The organism is Leptospira perolatii (assembly GCF_002811875.1).
In the GTDB taxonomy this organism is placed as follows: Bacteria; Spirochaetota; Leptospiria; order Leptospirales; family Leptospiraceae; genus Leptospira_B; species Leptospira_B perolatii.
Map to the genome: position 1 here is coordinate 27,296 of NZ_NPDZ01000012.1, position 18,829 is coordinate 46,124.

Below are 18,829 nucleotides of genomic sequence, written 5' to 3' on the forward strand. Positions count from 1 at the left end.
CATCGAGCTAAGAATGTTTTATAGAAAAAAAAGTTCAATATTGCTTCGCGTTTTTGCTTTGCTTAGCATTACTTCCTTAGTTTGCATCGCTTCTATTTATGGAATTTTCCATTTTAGGATCATTCCGGATTCTTTAAGTAATCTGTATGTTTCATTTGCAGCAAAAGAAGGCTGCTCTTGTATCTTCGTAGTTAATGCTTCGGAAGCTTACTGTAAAGATTACGTCCACCAGGTTCTTTCTCCTGACCGTTGGATCCTTGAAGAAGACTCTCTCCAAGTAGAATTTGATTCGTACTTTTCAAAAAGAAAAGCAAAGGCTAGGTTTAGAAAATCACAAGGCTGCAGTTTAGAACAAAGCCCATTTTAAAAAATCGGCCAAAAGCGACCGAATCTATCTTTTTCTCATAGACATGACCTAGAAATTCTCTAGATATTTATAGGCAAAAAATTTCCTAATCTTTGACCGTAGCGGGAAGGTAGAAATTGGAACTAGAAAAGGTACTGGCGCGTCTGGAAGAGTTGCAGGAGGAAATTGTCTCCTTAAAGAAGGAGGTCCTACAATTTCTTAAACAGGAAGAAAGCATCCAGGCCGAACCAAAAGCTATACAAACGACCTTAAAAGAAAAGGAACAAATTTGGACTGGTCCTGTTCAGAAAATTCGAGCAAAGGTCAAAGGTCCCGAGTGGGAATTTTTTCTGGGAGGGAATGTTTTAGGAAAGGCGGGTTTGGTCGCCATTTTATTGGCGAGCATATGGTTCATAAAATATGCATTCGACAATCGCTGGGTAAATGAATCCGGTAGGATTTTGATCGGAATTGCGATCGGTAGTTTAATTTCTTTTTTTGGGCTCCAACTTTTTAAAAAGAGATATAGAGTTCTGCCTGAATCTGTGACGGGGACTGGTTTTTCAGTTCTTTATCTGAGCATTTTCGCAGCTTATTACTATTACGATCTATTTTCTCTTTCCGAGACATTTCTCTATCTTATCGTACTAAGTCTATTTTCTTCCGGTTTAGCCTACTGGATTCGAAAAGAGATATTATATGTTTTTGGATTATTGGGTTCTCTATTTTCTCCCGTTCTGATTTCACAGGGAGAGAATTCGTATAAGTTCCTCTTCTTGTATCTGCTATTCATCAACGTGGTTTTTTTTGCGATCGGTAGAAAGCTTCCGTGGAGAGTTTCTTCCTTTCTGCTACTACTTTCTAACTTTATTTTATACTCTTTTTGGGCTTTTGAAAATCTTCGCAAGAGTAGTTTTGAGATTCCATTCTTATTCATTGTTCTTACTTACTTTCTATTCATATATCGTGATTTCTTTATATTCCCAAATCTGCAGGATCGTGTAGATCAATCCGGAGCGATTTTTCCAAGATTGAACTGGATTTTTCTACCGATTTTTACTTTGGTAAATCATATTTCTTACGGTCTGATGGGGTATTTCCAAGTGGAAACTTTTCATCCTAACCTGACTCCGCACTTCTATCTGGTTACAGCCGCAGCCTTGGCTGTACTTCTGGACTTCTATAAAAATCGAGATCTTTCTGTTTCCTTTCCAGGGAAGAATGTTTTTGAATTAATGAGCCTTTATTTTTTGTGCGGCTTTACCTTGGCGGGGCTGACGGATTTTTCGGAAGGTTACTGGTTGACCCTTTCTTGGATTGCATCAGCCGGTGTAGTTTCTATTTTGAGCGCGCAGGTGCAACGCTTGCATGTAAAAATCCTTTCCGTCTTGTTATGGGTACTGGCTTTGTACCGGCTATACTTTGAGACTGAATTGGAAGATCTGGATCGTTTATTTTTGCTAAACGAGAGATTCAGTTTATACTTTTTTGCGTCTCTACTTCTTTTAGGTTCGTATTATATTCGAAAAAAGGAAACAACTTCGATGTTTGATATAGTGCTGGTTTATGTAGGAATATTTACTCTGATTCTGGGGACTTTAGTTGATGTCCGATATACTGTTAAGGACGAGCACTATCGAAATCTAAGTTATTCCTATGTTCTTGGCGTATATTCGTTCTGTTTTCTTTTTTCCGGATTCAAGTATTCGTTTAAGTCTTTTCGAGTTACAGGGATCGTGATCACTTCTGTTTTGGTTCTAAAGTTATATTTTTATGATATTTGGACCATGAGTTTGCTCGTTAGAATTATTGCGGGTTTTTCTCTCGGAGCCGCTCTCGTGCTGACCAGCCTCTTTTATCAGAAATTCAGGGACAAGATATCTTTTTCTAGAAATATAGGATCTCCTTTATTGATCCTAGGATTCTCAGCTTATCTTTTCGGCTCCCCTTCTTTGTATGCAGAGGAGATTAATACCAAAGGATACAAATATTATAAGGATATCAAGACCGCGGAAATTAAGTCTCCGAAGGAAAAAACTGATTCAGACGGAATTTATTATAGAAAGATCAAGTTGGATGAGGATATAGTGAGACATTCCGGAGTGAACGATCGGAGAGTCGTTTTGAACGGACGTGCAGTCCCATTTTTTTCGAGAGGAACTGTGGAGGAGGTGAACCAAGGTGGAGAGGTCGGAGCGAAACTATTGTTCAAGAAAAAAAATCCTGCTAACCAATCATTCAATTACACTTATGTTCTAAAGTTACCGAATCTACCGCCTAAAACAAAATATACTGCTATTCTTGCGGAGGGCCTAGGCGAGTACGAGGTTAGAGGGCAGATTTCTCTAGGAAAGAGTCCTGAGCATTGGAGATATGATTCTACTTTCACGATTTATCGTTATTCAGGAAACGACGAACTGAATCAATCGAATCAAATTCGATTCGAAACCCAGGAAGAAACTTACGTAAGAATTGAAGTGACTTCAGATCTAGATTTAAAGTTTTCTAAAGCGGTCTATTCGCCTATCTCCGAGAGAGTAGAATTCAAAAGGACGATAGAAAGAAGTGAAATAGAAACTGGTTATGATAGCGATACGAAATCTAGTATCTATTACTTTAGAAATCCGATGAAGGTTCCGATTCACAGAATGCTTCTTTTTATTAAAGAAGATAAATTCGAAAGGAAGGTAGAGGTTTCTTCCAAAAGCGATTCCAAAAAATTCGAATGGGTTGCTGAACAAATGATTTTTAGAAAAGGTAAAAACGATTCTAATGTAAATCTAGTTTTCTCTAATCCGTTATCCTCGGAGATTAAATTGGAAATCGCAGAAGGTGACGATTCTCCGTTAACCTTGGAAAAGATAGAGGTGTTTATTTTGCAGGAAGAAATCGTTTTTCCTTTGAAGCAGGAAGAATTAGAGTCTGCAAAAGATCTGAAAATCTTTTACGGAAATCCATACGCATTTCCTCCTCAGTTCGATTTTGCTAGCACGCTTCCGGAAAATATTATCGAAAACAATGCTACTCTTGGCTCAGAGAAAGAGAACGAAAATTTTGGATATTCCATAGGTGAGCCACCTGTGTCCACCTGGATCATACGCGTTTGCTTCTTCGCGGCTCTTGGAGTTTTAGCATGGTTTACATATCGCATTTTTGTAAAATTAAGAAACGAAGATTCTTCGCAAAAGATCGGGAGTCCGTTGGACTAGTATAGATTTTCTTGCAGTCGTTGCGTTAGGGATAGGAAGGGCGTGAAACGTCTTTATTTTTGAGTGAAATCCTGGCCCTTTTTCCAAACCTGGCTTTATCCATCCAATCGCGTAGTTTCTGTCATGATCAAAATTTCAAATCTTTATAAATCCTATACTTCTAACGTGCTGTTCGACGACCTGAATCTCAGCGTAAATCGGGGGGAGAGGTTAGGATTAGTCGGAAGAAACGGACACGGAAAATCCACAATTTTCCAAATGATCTTAGGTTCGGTAGAGCCCGACTCAGGTACGATTTCAGTTCCGAAAGGATATAAAATCGGACACCTGCAACAGCATTTGAAATTTTCTAAACCTACGGTTTTGGAGGAATGTTCTCTCGGACTTCCAGAAGGAGAAGAGTACGAGACTTGGCAGGTGGAAAAAGTGCTCTCCGGTTTGGGATTTTCCCAAGCCGATATGGAGAGAAATCCGAATGAATTTTCCGGCGGATATCAGATTCGAATGAATCTGGCAAAGCTTCTTGTTTCTGGCCCTGACATGCTGATGTTAGACGAGCCAAACAACTATTTGGATATCGTTACGATTCGGTGGTTGGAGGAATTCCTTCGAGAGTGGGAAGGAGAAATCATATTAGTAACTCATGATAGAAGTTTTATGGATAGCGTGGTGACTCACACTGCAGCAATTCATAGAACCAAAGCAATCAAAGTTCAAGGCGATACCGATAAGCTTTATAACCAGATCAACCAAGCCGAAGAAATCTACGAAAGAACCAGATTAAACGAAGCGAAAAAGAGAAAACAAGAAGAGATCTTTATCGCTAAGTTCAAAGCGAAGGCAAGTTTTGCGAGCAGAACACAATCCAGGGTAAAGAAGCTCGAGAAGCAAGGTGAGATGAAAGCCCTGGAAACGATTCAAGATTTGGAGTTATACTTTAACTCAGCTCAGTTCTCCGCCAATCAGATGTTATCCGCCGAGAATCTTACTTTTTCCTATAATGGACAAGAGCCGTTTTTAATCCGGGACTTTTCACTGAGCGTGGGTAAAAGAGATCGGATTTGCATTATTGGAAAGAATGGAAAAGGAAAGTCTACTTTGCTAAAACTTTTAGCAGGTGAATTAGAGCCTAGCTCTGGAAGAGTGCAAAAGCATCCTGCTTTAAAAGAAGGTTACTTTGGCCAAACGAATAAGCTGAATTTGAACGAGAACTACACTGTTGTGGAAGAAATCATGAGCGCCGACAAGTCCTGTACGGAATGGTTAGCGAGGACGATTGCAGGTGGTCTGATGTTTTCGGACGACCAAGCTCTCAAGAAGATCAAAGTGCTTTCGGGTGGAGAAAAGAGCCGAGTTCTGCTCGGAAAGATTTTAGTGACTCCTTGTCATTTACTGTTTTTGGATGAACCGACGAACCACTTGGATATGCAATCCTGTGACTCTTTGATTGAAGCAATCGATGAATTTGATGGTTCAGTTATCATGGTAACGCACAATGAAATGCACTTGAGAGCCGTGGCCACCAAATTGATCATTTTTGATAACGATGCAATCCGGTTTTTTGATGGAACGTATGACGATTTCTTAAATGATATTGGTTGGTCCGACGAATTCTAAGTTTAAGATTCTATTAAGGTAAGCTGAATTGTAACAGTATCTCCTGCTTCTATTTTTGCTTTTTTTCTTACTTCTGCCTTGATCGGTAATACGTAACTTCCAGTTTTTTTTTCAGGAAAAATGGAAGTCTTCCAAATTATATCTCCGATTTTTGCTTCTACACGGACCGAGCCCCATCCCTTTTTTGACCATTCTGTCCGCAATTTTATTTCTGGAGCAATCTTGGTGGGCAAGGTCACGAAATGCCACGCGGCCTCACCAGCAAAAAGCCATACCTTTTCCTTTATCTTAAAATCGCTCATCCAAAGACCTTTGCTAGGTAATTTTATAAAGGCAATGGATTGTCATAAAGCCTATTTTGTTCCGCCGTAGACCTCTTCGATTTTTCCTCCTGCCCATGCGCACGGTAAAGAAATGGCAATGATAGCAATCGAGTACCAAGGAGGTCCTGCTTCCCACATTGCGATTGCACCAGCGATACTGATTACTACTCCAATTCCTCCAAGTAGAAGCGCATGAAACATTGGTCGAGATGGCGCGAGTCTAGCCGTGAAGTAACTTCCGATCACTCCGAATAATATTCTGTAAGCAGTGGACAGCACAAACAAAGGATCGGACATTCTCTCGCCAAACGCTGGATAAATGCCGGCGCTATGTAGCAAAATATCCGTTCCCATTGAAAGAACGAATATCGCTACTAAGCCTGCAAGAATTGCTCCAGTACTCTGAAGCGTATTCTTCGATAGCAATGCCGATAGGTTCATCTTTCTCCCCCCATTTTCTCGGCTACCAAATGAGTCAGAAGTTTTGCCAATCGGTCATATCCCTGAGAAAGACCTTCTTCCATTGGAGATTGTACAACCTGATCACGAGCTTCTTGCGATTCGTAGAGAATCGTTAGAGTATAAAAAGTCTGATTGTTTTGTTCATCGAAGATCGAGGTAAGAAGAGATTCTCCGGAATACCAAGCTTTGTCGAAAGCTTCTGTACATACGAGACGTTCCGGAGCTTGCACCTCTCTGTATACTCCTCCTGCTCCCATTTCAGTTCCATCGTGTTCCGAACGCCAAACATAACGATAGGTGCCCCCGACTCTTAGATCGATTTGACAAACCGAAAGAGACCATCCGTCAGGTCCGTAAAACCAGCGTTTCAATAGTTCAGGTTTTGTAAAGCAGTCAAAAACCAAGTCTCTGGACGCGTTGAAGACTCGTGTAATCTCTAGTTCTCGCTCACCTTTAGCTACGACTTTCAAAGATTCCCGATTCATTGTTATGCTCCTCAGTGTTTATTTAGGCTCATCAAAGACGATAAATACATGATTCATTGATTATATAACCATATAGTTATATAAAAAGTAAAGCAAGCGTTTTTGCGCCCATTGTTAGAATTTTTATTTCTGGTGAAAGAGTTTTGGGACGAATAGCTGGACCGGTGGTGAAGCCTGGTCTTTTGGGTGACCCACGCGAGACATTAGTAGTGTTGCGGGATTGAGAAAAGGAAAGTTGTGCCTCGATCGATTTCGGATTGAACGGAGATCTTTCCATTAAAAGCTTGAATGATGCTATAAACCAATGGCAATCCTAGGCCAGTTCCAGTCTCGTTCTTGGTGCCTAATCTAGTGGATTTAACTTCCGGAGAGAATAAGACCGGGATTAGTTCCCCTGGTATTCCGACACCGGTGTCCGAGATTAAGAATTCCATTGAATCGGATTTTTGAGTACACTCGATTTTTATACTGTCGTTTTCTCTGCAGAACTTGATTGCATTGGATAGCAAATTCACGAATATCTCTGCGAAAAGAGTTCTATCGGTGTACATTTGCAAGTCGACCGGCACATGGTTTGTTATATTAATATTCTTTGATTTTGCTTGACTCCATAATTTACTCAAAACGTTTTCAATTTCCGGATAGACGTAAATGGTTGCTCTTTCGATCGGAAAGGATCCTGATCTAAGCCTGTTCAAATCTAGTAAGGTAGAAATCATTTCTAAAGATTGGATGGAAATTTTTTCAGTTCTTTCCAACCATCCAAGCAATGATTCGTCATCCAAGGTTTCGTAATCTCGCTGAATCAATTGAAGAACACCGATGACATTTGCAATTGGCGATCTTAGATCGTGAGTGACTAGTGAAATAAAAGTATCCTTCAACGAGTTTGCGTTCTCGGCGATTTTTTTAGCTTCTTCGAGTTCGCGCGTTCTAGTCATAACCTTGTGTTCAAGGGATTTCTGTAATTCTTCCAATCGAATGAAAGCGTTTGTAAATCGAATGGAAAGCAAAGTAGTTTGGGAAAAGAGAAAACCTAGTAGCCCCCAGTTTGCAAGATATGCAGTCTTGATGACTAAACCTTGGTTCAGAATGTCATTAACGGTGGTTACTAAAAGAATGGAACCACCGAGGAGGAACAAGATCGCGCCTTCTCTTTTTCTAACGATGGCTGTAATGATTACGTAGAGCATGTACGGAATTGAGCATCCGACAATCAGCTGGTAGCCTTGGATAAGAAACATATATGTAGAGGAGGAGAAGACCACCACGATTCCGGTGAACAGTAAGCCGAGAAATATGAAAATCAGGAGTGCGTTCTTATGAAACTCGCGAGGGAAAATGCTGCTCAGAAAAAGTGTGCAAAGAGGTAAGGCGAATACAAAGCTTAGTATGTCGAGTTTGTGAATTAATATCCAGTATGAATCGCTGAAAAGCTCATAGGCAAAAACACTACCTGTGAAAAAGGTTCGGATGCTCACATCCATACAAAACAGACCGAACCATAGAGCCGACTGATCTACTCTTCTCATAAAAAAGAGAGCCAAGTGGTATAACCCCATCACGAACGTAGAGCCAAATATCAACCACCCTAGGGAGGCCTCCCATTCTTTGGCTGATATGATAGACTTTGCCTGACCAAACTGAATCGATTTCCTAAGTCCTCCCGTAATATGATAATAATTCGATACATTAAATTGGAGTATTATACTTTCCGAATTTACTCTTTTTTCTAAGGGAAAAACGATCACAGGATGTTTATAGGAGGGTGTCATTTTCTCCCGACTTTCTCCAGTTTTCCCATTTTCGTAGATAAGTTTGTTATTTAGAAAGACTTGATATGCTGTCGAGACATCGTTTACCTGAATTGCAAAGATTTCGTCGCCCGGGTCTAGCCAAATGGTAAGTCTGTAGCTGCCCGTTCCCTCTCCGCCATGCTCTTGCCCGTTCACTAGAAAGGAGTTCCAGGCACCGGGGACCTTAATGAATCTCGGGACATTTATTCCGATTTTTGCATCGAATTCTTCAGGTTTTATTAATCCATTCTGGAATTCCCAATTTCCATCCAACGAAATCAAAGGGAAAGCTTTTAAACCTTTTCCTCGAAGGTCTAAGACTCCATTGACGACTCTTGGGGTTTCTTCAGGTCGATCTCCAGAGCACGAGATCGAAAGAAAGAGACCTATTGAAAAAATGAGGGCAATTTTGTGCTTTGGCGTAAGAAAAAACATTACATTATATGAATGTATAATTTCACATATATTTGACGCACGCGAATAGAAGAGGATTACCTGGCGATACGGAAATTAGTCTGAATATCTTCTATCCTTTTTAAATTTGTCTCGCAGTCCATATTCAGTCCTTTTTATAGTCTTCCCGTTAATTTTTTCCAAAGCTGTATCTCATTCCTTTTCTCCATTAAAAAGCGGCTACTTTTGTCTCCTGCTGGATCCTGTATTTCAAATATTTTTTTATCTTCGCAATTCAGGATTGCTTTCGGTGGTCCAAAGTAATACTCGAGGCGTTTATACTCGAGTTCATTAAATATCGCGAATGAATACGGCCCTTTCCCTTCATACCATCTAAACGTGTTCTGCCAAGGCCTTACCGTCAAATCGGTATGAAAAGGGTCTATTTCCAAATGTGCCTTGCTAAAATTGCCGCCTGGGCCATATTCCCAAAAGCCACTCATACCTTTTTGCCAATTCTTTCGTTTTGCATTTTCATCCAGGCATTGCACCCAGGACGGGTAATATTGCAACTTCAATGGATGCGATTTTACGTCTAGTACGATTGTGGAAACAGACAGTATGGTGAATAAACTCATAATGATCGTTAAAAGAACTCTGCTGGTTCTCAAAGAAAACATTACTAAGGCATAAAGTGAACCTATGCAAATTCCAAAATATCGATCTGGTAGCCATTCGGCCCTTCCTACCCCTATGGCAATTCCCATAATTACTAGTAATACAGGATAGGCGACACCTGAAAATACCGCTAGGTAAATCAGGTATTTCTTGTTTTCCTCTTCATGGTTTCGTTTTCTCATTCGGGAAAGTAAGAAGATGCCGATCACAAAAATCGATACGATAATGAATCCCTTTTGAGAGCTGAAAAAGGGAAAAAAACTTTCCTGTAATACTGGGACAAGGTGATTCCATAGTGACTTGATTAGCTCCTTCGAGCTTCTGCTAATATAGCGCAGAGGGAAGAAGATTGTTTTATTTTTCTCTAATAAAGAATAAATCCATAGGGCTGTCAGTAGCCCTAATAAGGATGGAATAAAGTTCTTTGTTTCTTTGATGAATTTAGATCTGGTGAGAGTGAAAAAATTACTCGGATGTAAAAGAATAGATCCTGCCAGAATGGGCAAAAAGTAGGCAGAAAAGAAGAGGGGATCTGAGGTTGCGGAAAGGCTAACTAATACGTATTCAAAGAAATAAAGCAGGAGCCTTTTACGTTCTTTTGCCAGAACAAAAACTCCCCACGCCCAGGGTAGAATGGCCCAGGTTCCAGTGTGAAAGCCAGGCAAAAAAAAGTACAGATCCTTTCCCTGAATTAAAAAAATTGCTCCTAAGGAATATCCAAAAGAAAGAAAATGAAAAACAGTTAATTCTATTTTCGTATTTAATAATATTCTAAATAGAAAAAACCAGCCTAGAATTAGATATGTCCACTGGACAAATGCGTACGAGAGAAAAATTAGTTCTGTGGGAGCGCCGAAAGGCTTACCGATTAGCCAAAGAACTGAATAAACAAGTATATCGGGAAAAAAATATGGCGCTGGTGTCCAGGTCCATCCCTCGAATCCAGAAAGAAGATTTCCGTTTTGGAAAGCCTGGTAGAGTTCTTCCAACACGTTGTTAAAGAAAAACGAATCTGTACTGTAAAAAGAATCAGCAATTTCAGAATGTTGAGCTATATTCCCGAGGCTTATTATAAAAGCAATTAGTGAAACCAGTGAAAAAAAGATGCTTAACTTCGATTTCGTTTTCTCGATCGGATGATTCTCCACGTCAGGAGATTACTGAAATAGTAAGATATTCATCAAGTCGAATATTCCGACCTTGAATATCCGCAAAAATGCTTTGAAGATCTTTGATCTCTTGCTAGTTCCTACTTTCTATAACACTTGTTCGCTATGATGATAAAATTCTCCGGCATATCAGAATTATTTCGTCAAATAGAGGAGATTTGTTCGGAAACCAGAATATTTGTGGGCTTTCTGTCATTCCGGCCGTCATTTAAAGTGTTCGGCATCATGGAATGCTGTGTTAGGTTATTACTAGGATCACTCAGGCGAATATGCCGACTTTTGCTCACAATATCAAGAAAACTGCCCGGAGCGAGGTCACAAGATCTCTTTTGCAAGGCTCTTTCGGTGTAGTTTTTTTCTGGTTGGTTTTAACGTACCTGGTAAAGAGTAACACTCCGCATCCAGCGTTCGTAATCGCTAACTTTACTTATACAGTCTTTATTACTTTTTTCTGTAATTATAAAATGATTACAGGTCGTTGGACAGCTGTTAGGTGGGCAAATCGGTCACTTGCCTTCGCAATGCCATTGCCCATATTTTATGGATATTTTTCTTATCTTGATCCAGATTATTTTGCGGTGATCGTTATCTTTGTTTTAGGGATTGAACTCCCTGTTCTTGGGCTTGCAACAAGTCTATTTTTGAATATATGGATCGTAACATACTATTCGGTTTTCTTAGTACCGTTATTTCTTTTTAAATACGATTACCTTCAAGCTCACTGGGTGCAACTTTCCGTTTTCATGGCAGGTTATTTCTTTTTGCATTTTTGGTTGGTAAGGGCATCGAATAGCGTAAAAAGAATGGGCTCTCAGTTGACCAGGCATCTTGTAGAAACCAAACAACATAAACGTAACTTAAGTAAGCTTCATCAAATGTTAAAAATAGACCTGACTCTGGCTAGACGACTACAACTCGATACTCTTCCGAATATCAGTCATTTCCATAGTCGAGAATTGCAGGTCGCTGCAAAATATCTTTCTCTTGAAACCGTAGGAGGGGATTTGTATGATCTAGTCGATCTCGGAAATGGTAGAACAGGATTATTTATTGCTGATGTTTCCGGACACGGAGTAGCGGCAGCTCTTGTTACGATGATGACCAAGACCGCATTTAGAAATCATTGCTTTGAATGCGAGAGACCGGATCAATTATTAAGAGAAATCAATTCTGCATTACATGGAATGCTGGAAAGACAGGATTTTTTTGTTACTGCGTTTTACTGCATTCTGGATGGGGAAGGTACATTACATTTTTCGAGTGCCGGTCACCAGCCGATATTGATCATCCGAAAAGAGGAAGGGAAAGTGTTCGGGCTAAGCACTGTGGACACCTTTTTCTTAGGAGTAGAGCCCGATTGGAAATATCGCGCTGATACGTTCAGACTTCACGGCAATGATAAAATCCTTCTGTATACCGACGGTTTAATAGAAGCAAAAAATAAACTCGGGGATTGTTATGGGGATGCCCGTTTTTATCAATTTATTTTAGAAAAAGCAAATTTGCCAGCTGAGGAATTCCTAGATGCGATGATGCTTGACCTTCATACGTTTACTGCCGGTCGAAAACCTGAGGATGACATTGCGATAGTATGTGCCGATTTTGTTTCCTCAATTCCTATATTAATGGAATCTAATTCGATTAACGATCAGATCCAATAGGATTACAAAAAAGGAATTTTAACAAGGTTTTGGCACGTGGGTGACCGACAATCATTCTTCTGGAACAAATCCTCTTCGCATTGTGTTTTCGGTTATAGAAATCGGCTCTAAAAACTGCTTCAAGTAGTCGGGGCCACCTGCCTTTGCACCCACACCGGAAAGTTTAAATCCTCCGAACGGTTGTCTGTCGACTATTGCACCCGTGATCTGCCTGTTGATATAGAGATTACCCACTTGCATGAATTTCTTTGCTTTCTCAATGTGATTGGGATTTCGGGTATACACTCCTCCCGTTAAAGCATAGTCGACCTCGTTTGCTTTATGCAAAGCCTCATCGAAGGACTTAGCTTTAAACACGGTAACGATCGGACCGAAGTATTCGACTTGGCCCAACTCGGACCGCGTGTTTTCCTCCGTAAAAATTGTAGGACTTACGTAAAACCCCGAATCAGCCGTTTCCTGGGGGATGGATTGCTGAGAATAAATTTTCGATTTATTCTTTTCGATCACTTGTTCTAAACGAGTTCTGGCGTCTCTATCTATCACCGGTCCTATCTTGACGGATGGATCTTCTGGCATACCGATTTTCCAGGATTTCAATCCCTCGCTAAACCGTTCTATAAAGGTTTTATAACATTGTTCTAATACAATAAGTCTGGAAAGCGCACTACATTTTTGCCCTTGGAATCCGAATGCTGAAACTAAGGCACCAATAACAGCTTCATCCAAATCGGCATCCTCATCCACGATGATCGCATTCTTTCCCCCCATTTCGGCGACGACACGTTTTATAAAATTTGCGTTTGTTTGGGAGGCGCTCTGCAGCATCCCTAGGCCGACTGCCCTTGAACCAGTAAAATTGATAGTGTGAATTTTTGGATGAGTGACTAAATAAGCTCCGATGACTTCCCCGTTCCCAGGTAGAAAGTGCAGAACTTCGCTTGGAACTCCAGCATCAATTAATATATTATATAATCGGAATGCAATCGCAGAAGATTGTTCTGCTGGCTTCATTATCACAGTATTTCCGGCCAGAAGTGGAGCTACGGTCATTCCGCATAATATTGCTAGGGGAAAATTCCATGGTGCGATAACTGCGGTTGTCCCTCTGGGCCGATAAATATAAGAGTTATCTTCTCCAGGAAAATTTCTTGTCCGGGGACCTGACAGTGATTCCATTTCCTTGGAGTAAAAAGTACAGAAATCGATTGCTTCGGCAACTTCAGCGTCTGCATCTTTTGCTCCTTTTCCTACTTCCAGTATTAATAAGGCAATCAGTTCTGCTTTGTTTTTTCGAAGGAGGTCCGCGGCCTTCATGATAATTTCGATTCTGTTTTTTGCCGAAGTTAATTTCCAGTTTTCAGAGAAAGCCTCACACGCTTGGACCGCTTTCTCTGTCAAATCACGATCCGCGTATTCAATACTAGAAACAATTTCTCCTAATTTCGCCGGGTTAGGAACACTTATGGATTGACCTGAGCTGTAAGATCGACCGGAAACAACCGGCTTTACTTTAATCGGAAAAGATTTTCTTAGATTTTGCACCGAGTTCAAAATCAAAATTCTCTGTTCCTCTTTGGAAAAGTCTATAAGTGGTTCGTTTTCAAACGCTTCTCTTAACATTGATTACACTTCTTCTATTTTTTCGTACAATCGCAAAAGTTCTAAGCGATTTAAGTGACTAGAATAAATATTCCTCAAAAAACCTTCGTTTGTGGAGTTCTCTAGCAATCTTCTGACTAGGTAGGCCATTCCTGGAATCATTTCGCCGATCGGTGCGTATTCTCTGACTTGGGCCCCGATATTCTTAAGCGCAAATTTGAAAGTATCTCCCATTCCGTAGAGCATTTGAAATTCATAATCTTTGTTTGATATTCCTAAACTTTCCGCCATAGTGATTGCGTATGCAATACTTCTAATATTATGAGTGGCAAAGGCAGGGATGATAAAAGGTCTGGATTCAAGAAGCAACTTCGTGCATTTCTCGTAGTTTAAATCGGTTTCATATTTGTTTTCAAAGACTGGTGCTGGCCAGCCCTTTTGTTTTGCTTGTATAATTTCGTATTCCCAATAAGCTCCTTTCACCAATCGGACGGTAATCGGAGTTTTTCGTTTCTTGGAAAAATCGATCACTTGAACCAAATCGTCGTACGAGCTTTTTAGATAAGTCTGGATTACTAAGCCGAACAATGGGTATTTGGAGTATTCTTCTTTTGAGAAAAGTTTTTTTGCCGTTGCGAGCACTATTTCTTTGAAATCGTACTGCTCCATATCAAAATTTACGAATATATCATTCTTAACCGCTAAGTCCAGGATCGGAGTAATGCGATTCGATAGTTCTTCCACAGATTTTTCGAAGGCGAAAGAATCAATTTGTGAATATAGAGAAGAGCATTTTATGGATATATTACCTTTTGCAGTGGGGTAGGCATCGCTCTTGGAAAGAGGTTTGATTTGCGGATCTCCCGATAAATCGTGCAGTAGTTTAAGATACTTATCTTTGTAATGGACGGATTCGATTTCTGATAGAACCGCCTCTCCCAAAATATCGATTGTGTTGGTTATCCCCTTATTTAACATTTTAAATATTTTAGTTTTTGAATGTTTATAATCCCTTCCAATAATAAAAAATCCAGAAAGAATCCGCATCATCAGTCTGGTAACTACTGCTACAAAAAAGGAAAGAATCGGAAGTTTGATCATTACTTTTAATAGGATTCGAGCGAGAGAGGAGAGTTCAGTCGAAGAATCTACAAAGTAATAACGAATATGTAAAAGCAGAGACCGATTGGAGTTAAGTGTAGGAAATAAGTCGGCAAATCGAAAGGCTTGCACCTTTAATCTTGGTTTATTGTTCAATATTTTTAGTAAAAAAGTAAAGAAACTGATCCTACTAAAAATCTTTGACTCATATCTGTCGCTCAATGAGAATAAATGGGAGCCTTTTTCAATCACCTTGGATTCGAATTCCAAAGGATGCTTCGTAACATTCAATTTACTGAAAGTAGAATTTAATCTGCTGTCCGAAGTGAGCATTTAACGCCTATAATGCGAGATTTCTGAGTATCCATTTGAATCGAGACGCGATTGTAGACTTGTTCGATTTATTTGCACTTTGTCCCGAATCATCATAAAACCACTTCTACTTACCAACAAAATTCGTGATTCTATGGTTACAAATTCGCTTTTTTGGTATAGATTAGCAGAAAGCACAGTATTTTGAAACTCAAGTCTTTCTAAGATAGTCAAAAATTTAGTACTATGACTAACCGTGGGGAGACTAACTTGAATTTTTATAAATCATTACCGGAAATCCAAAACTTTTTGGAAGTGACCGATTCGACAAAACTGAACCCGGTTCCAAAAGATTGGCTCGTGGTTGTTACGGACATTGTGAATTCAACTCGTGCGATTTCCGAAGGTAGATATAAGGACGTGAATATCGCAGGCGGACTTACTCTTATGGGAATTTCCAATTTGTTAAAAGACATGGAGTACCCATTTTTCTTCGGTGGTGATGGTGTGACTATTTTACTACCAGGCGAAAAGGAAAAACCGATTCGCGAAGTCCTTGCGGATACTAGAAATTTCGTGAAACAATATTTCAATCTCGATCTACGTGTCGGTATCGTTCCTGTGCGGGAGATCTACGATCAAAGTCACGATCTTTCTCTCGGTAAGGTGCGAATTTCAGAATATTATACTCAAGCGATTTTGTCCGGATCAGGATCTGAGTTTGCCGAAGTCGAGATTAAGAAACCCAATTCTAGGTACCTCTTGGGAGAAGAGATAATAGTAGAAACACCTGCGGATTTTTCCGGATTTACCTGCCGCTGGAAAGACATCCCGAGTCCCAAGGAAGAGACCGTTTCTTTAATCGTTCGTCTGGCTGAGGGAAAACAAACTAAAATGCTCTCAGAATTGCTTTCATTTTTCAATTCGGTTTATGGTTCGGAAATAGACTACCATCCATTAAGAGTTGAAAATCTGAGTGTAGAAAGTTCTCCCAAAAAATTGATAAAGGAAGCTGTGGCGAGTTCAAAGGGGAATTGGTTACTTTCAAAGCTACTGTTGTGGAAGATTCGATTCGAGGTTTGGGGAGCGAATTTGGCAATGAAATGGAATTTGCCAATAAAAGTATTTCATTATAAACTAAATAAGTTGAAAGACTATCAAGTCATTTCATCGGATTACAGAAAATTTGACGGAACTTTCAAGATGGTTTTTGCCAGCGCGACTGGAGACCGAGTCAAGTTGGAGGCGTTCTTGGAAGAGGCAGAAAAGAAAGGAAGCCTATTCTTTGGAATCCACGTGTCCGATCGTGCTTTGATTACTTGTTTATTGCATGCCGGATCAGAAAAAGAAGTTCATTTTGTAGACGGAGCAGATGGAGGATATGCCTTGGCCGCAAAAATGTTAAAAGCAAAACTATTTTCTTAGCGATGAAACTTTTCGAATCGCTTTTAGGTAAGCTTCCGCAGCATAATCGGTGGGATCCATTGAAATCACTTTTTCAAAGCAATTTTCCGCTTCGGGCAGATTCTTAATTAGGAAATTGGTTACTCCTTTTTCAAACTCATATTTTGTAGAATGCCGCAAATCCATTATAAAATCCGAAAGTCCTTCGTAGACGTCGTAAATTACAACGTCCTCTTCCTTTCCTTTGACTCTAACTCGACCGATCAATCGCATCGCGTATTTGGTAGGATCCGGAATCAAGTGTAATGTTTTCTCGCTGATTAAAATGGAAGCGTCGAACTTTTTCGTGATCCCTTCGATTCGCGAGGCGAGATTCACTGTATCTGAAATTACGGTGCCTTCCATTCTCTCCTCGGTGCCGATAGTTCCGAGCATTAGTAATCCTGAATGCATTCCAACTCCGATACGGATGGGTTCGTATCCAACTTTCAATCTGTGATGGTTATAGAGACGTATTTCCGATTGCATTTCGATGGCGGCCATCAAGGCATCCTCGCCTGATTCAGGAAAAAGTGCCATCACGGCGTCACCGATATACTTATCGATAAATCCGCCGTTTCGAATCACGATAGGAGTCATTCGCTTTAAGTACGAATTTAAGAAATCGAAATTTTCTTTTGGATCCATCTTTTCGGATAGTCTTGTAAAATGTCGAATATCCGAAAACACGATTGTCATTTCTCGTCTGGCTTGGTCGCCCAATTTTATCTCGATAATATCTTCTTTTCCTAGAAAATTTAAGAATTGTTTAGGGACAAATCGTTCAAAGGATTTGGACATGGAGGTTTGCTTTTCGAGCGCCTCCTTTTGATTCTGAATCAGGCTTTTTTGCGCCCTTTCTTTTTCTTCCTTTAATATGTTGATTCGGTCTGCGAGCGCCAAAGATAGCAGAATAACCTCGAAGGAGGATCCAAACTGAATTGCATACTCTGTTACAAAGTTAGAAGGAAGAACTGTTAACGTTTTCATGATATAGGTTACAATTCCGATAAGGAGAAAAATCCAGGCAGTCAGATAGAATCGTGCGGCTCGATATCCCTTCCAGATGGAGACCAGCCCAGAAGTAATCAAAAGCACGACCATTAACGCGACGTATGCAATCGCTACTTTTATTCCCACCGCAAAGCTAAGGAACAGTGAAATCACCGCCATAACCTGACCAAAGATAAAGTAATAAAAAAGCACACGGTCTAACGATTTAGAGTCCGCTCGCAACCTCAAGAATTCTCTGGAAAATTGCGAACCCCATGAGCCACCAAAAAACATAAAGAAAGGGAGAGAGGCGTTCCCCCACCAAGTAAGCTCAGGCCATAAATATTGAAACGCAAGACCGTTTAGGCAGGCCTGAAACATTACGTATCCAACTAAAAATAAAACGTAATATACATAGGATCGATCCCTGGTTCCAAAGAATAAAAACAGGTTATATGCAAGCATTGCTAGCATAATTCCGTAATAAAGCCCGAAAGTTTTTTGTTCAGCGATTGTGTGTTCGACGAAGCCTATTTCTGACCAGAGTGTGGTTGGAATTTGCATCGTGCTTTCTGTCTTGACTCTCAAAAAAAATTCATATTTGGTTTCGGGCCGAAGAGAAATTGGAAAAACGAAGTTTTGATGCAAGATAGCTCTTTGATAAAAAGGAATGGAGTCGCCTGCTCTGAAGGACTGAACATTGCCCGATTCAAGATTTCTTTGAAAAAGTTCGATTTCGTCTAACAATGGATAGGAGATTTCTAAAAAGAAGAGCTTTGCATTTGCGTCTTCGTTTTGTGCGCGAAATTTTAACCAGTATGCAGATTTGGTGTAGCCCAAATTTCTTTTCTGCATTTCTTCAAAAGGCAGACTTTCGCCTTGTCTCAAAATATTTGCGAGAGTGAGCGAGAGCGATTTATCTTCGTACTTTTGCACGAAGTCGGTTAGATCGGATTGTCGGTAATCAGATCCAATTTTTAGTAAGTCTGAAGCAGAGAGAACTGAGCTTAGTGTAAAGTAAAGTATCAGCAGAAACGTTCCGTGGATTCGGTGCATACCTTACTCCTTTTAACTTTTAGCTATACAGGATCAAAGACTAAGCTACTAAAATGGATTCAATAGCCCACATTGTATAATACTAGTTGTTAATAGACGTAAATCAAAATGAGAGCATTACATTAAAAAAGCGCCTTCCCAAGTGGGTCGGCGCTTTATGTCAAATTTCTGCGTTATTCGATG

General features: G+C 40.1%; 13 protein-coding genes. 5 read left to right on the forward strand and 8 right to left on the reverse strand.

What is annotated here, in order from left to right; translation table 11 throughout:
* Positions 1–13: 13 nt before the first annotated feature.
* The 3 genes from CH373_RS15510 to CH373_RS15520 all read left to right on the forward strand — a co-directional run bounded on the left by CH373_RS15510 (position 14) and on the right by CH373_RS15520 (position 5,172).
* The gene (locus tag CH373_RS15510; RefSeq protein WP_243393434.1) at positions 14–367 is read left to right on the forward strand and encodes a hypothetical protein; all 354 of its coding nucleotides are present in this window, start codon (positions 14–16) and stop codon (positions 365–367) included.
* Positions 368–483: 116 nt separating this feature from the next.
* On the forward strand, positions 484–3,555 hold the full coding sequence (locus CH373_RS15515; protein WP_100714679.1) for a DUF2339 domain-containing protein: 3,072 nt from the start codon (positions 484–486) through the stop codon (positions 3,553–3,555).
* Positions 3,556–3,678: 123 nt separating this feature from the next.
* Positions 3,679–5,172, forward strand: coding sequence for an ABC-F family ATP-binding cassette domain-containing protein (locus tag CH373_RS15520; RefSeq protein WP_100714737.1), 1,494 nt, complete (start codon positions 3,679–3,681; stop codon positions 5,170–5,172).
* A 2-nt stretch (positions 5,173–5,174) separates the two neighbouring features.
* Here the strand turns inward: CH373_RS15520 and CH373_RS15525 are convergent, their stop codons facing one another.
* From CH373_RS15525 to CH373_RS15545, 5 genes are all read right to left on the reverse strand, one after another.
* A complete protein-coding gene (locus CH373_RS15525) occupies positions 5,175–5,474 on the reverse strand; it encodes a DUF1905 domain-containing protein (RefSeq protein ID WP_100714680.1) in 300 nt (99 codons plus the stop codon).
* A gap of 51 nt (positions 5,475–5,525) precedes the next feature.
* Positions 5,526–5,936 carry a hypothetical protein gene (locus CH373_RS15530; protein WP_100714681.1) on the reverse strand — a complete coding sequence of 137 codons (411 nt, stop codon included), beginning with the start codon at positions 5,934–5,936 and terminating at the stop codon, positions 5,526–5,528.
* On the reverse strand, positions 5,933–6,442 hold the full coding sequence (locus CH373_RS15535) for an SRPBCC family protein (protein WP_100714682.1): 510 nt from the start codon (positions 6,440–6,442) through the stop codon (positions 5,933–5,935). Before CH373_RS15535 ends, CH373_RS15530 begins: the two co-directional genes overlap by 4 nt.
* Positions 6,443–6,645: 203 nt before the next feature.
* Positions 6,646–8,520: a sensor histidine kinase gene (locus tag CH373_RS15540; protein ID WP_243393435.1), complete on the reverse strand. Its 1,875-nt coding sequence runs from the start codon at positions 8,518–8,520 to the stop codon at positions 6,646–6,648.
* 287 nt (positions 8,521–8,807) lie between these two features.
* Complete coding sequence (locus CH373_RS15545; protein ID WP_100714684.1) at positions 8,808–10,457, reverse strand: hypothetical protein; 1,650 nt, start codon at positions 10,455–10,457, stop codon at positions 8,808–8,810.
* Between the two features lie 290 nt (positions 10,458–10,747).
* On the opposite strand from CH373_RS15545, the gene CH373_RS15550 reads away from it, so the two are divergent.
* The gene (locus tag CH373_RS15550; protein ID WP_100714685.1) at positions 10,748–12,139 is read left to right on the forward strand and encodes a PP2C family protein-serine/threonine phosphatase; all 1,392 of its coding nucleotides are present in this window, start codon (positions 10,748–10,750) and stop codon (positions 12,137–12,139) included.
* Positions 12,140–12,190: 51 nt separating this feature from the next.
* Here the strand turns inward: CH373_RS15550 and CH373_RS15555 are convergent, their stop codons facing one another.
* Both CH373_RS15555 and CH373_RS15560 read right to left on the reverse strand, forming a co-directional pair.
* Positions 12,191–13,762 (reverse strand): aldehyde dehydrogenase family protein, encoded by a 1,572-nt coding sequence (locus tag CH373_RS15555; RefSeq protein ID WP_100714686.1) that lies wholly within the window; start codon positions 13,760–13,762, stop codon positions 12,191–12,193.
* Positions 13,763–13,765: 3 nt separating this feature from the next.
* Positions 13,766–15,175 (reverse strand): proline dehydrogenase family protein, encoded by a 1,410-nt coding sequence (locus CH373_RS15560; protein WP_100714687.1) that lies wholly within the window; start codon positions 15,173–15,175, stop codon positions 13,766–13,768.
* A gap of 249 nt (positions 15,176–15,424) precedes the next feature.
* On the opposite strand from CH373_RS15560, the gene CH373_RS15565 reads away from it, so the two are divergent.
* Entirely contained in the window at positions 15,425–16,579 is a 1,155-nt protein-coding gene (locus tag CH373_RS15565; protein WP_243393436.1) for a DUF3095 domain-containing protein, read from the forward strand.
* On the opposite strand, the gene CH373_RS15570 is transcribed toward CH373_RS15565, so the two are convergent.
* Entirely contained in the window at positions 16,568–18,646 is a 2,079-nt protein-coding gene (locus CH373_RS15570) for a 7TM diverse intracellular signaling domain-containing protein (protein WP_100714689.1), read from the reverse strand. The genes CH373_RS15565 and CH373_RS15570 overlap by 12 nt on opposite strands.
* Positions 18,647–18,829 lie beyond the last annotated feature (183 nt).

Excerpts from the sequence above, each read along its gene's own strand:
- CH373_RS15510 (WP_243393434.1), top strand. The coding sequence starts at position 14 with ATGTTTTATAGAAAAAAAAGTTCAATATTGCTTCGCGTTTTTGCTTTG.
- CH373_RS15520 (WP_100714737.1), top strand. The coding sequence starts at position 3,679 with ATGATCAAAATTTCAAATCTTTATAAATCCTATACTTCTAACGTGCTG.
- CH373_RS15525 (WP_100714680.1), bottom strand. The coding sequence starts at position 5,474 with ATGAGCGATTTTAAGATAAAGGAAAAGGTATGGCTTTTTGCTGGTGAG.
- CH373_RS15530 (WP_100714681.1), bottom strand. The coding sequence starts at position 5,936 with ATGAACCTATCGGCATTGCTATCGAAGAATACGCTTCAGAGTACTGGA.
- CH373_RS15535 (WP_100714682.1), bottom strand. The coding sequence starts at position 6,442 with ATGAATCGGGAATCTTTGAAAGTCGTAGCTAAAGGTGAGCGAGAACTA.
- CH373_RS15550 (WP_100714685.1), top strand. The coding sequence starts at position 10,748 with ATGCCGACTTTTGCTCACAATATCAAGAAAACTGCCCGGAGCGAGGTC.
- CH373_RS15555 (WP_100714686.1), bottom strand. The coding sequence starts at position 13,762 with ATGTTAAGAGAAGCGTTTGAAAACGAACCACTTATAGACTTTTCCAAA.
- CH373_RS15560 (WP_100714687.1), bottom strand. The coding sequence starts at position 15,175 with ATGCTCACTTCGGACAGCAGATTAAATTCTACTTTCAGTAAATTGAAT.
- CH373_RS15570 (WP_100714689.1), bottom strand. The coding sequence starts at position 18,646 with ATGCACCGAATCCACGGAACGTTTCTGCTGATACTTTACTTTACACTA.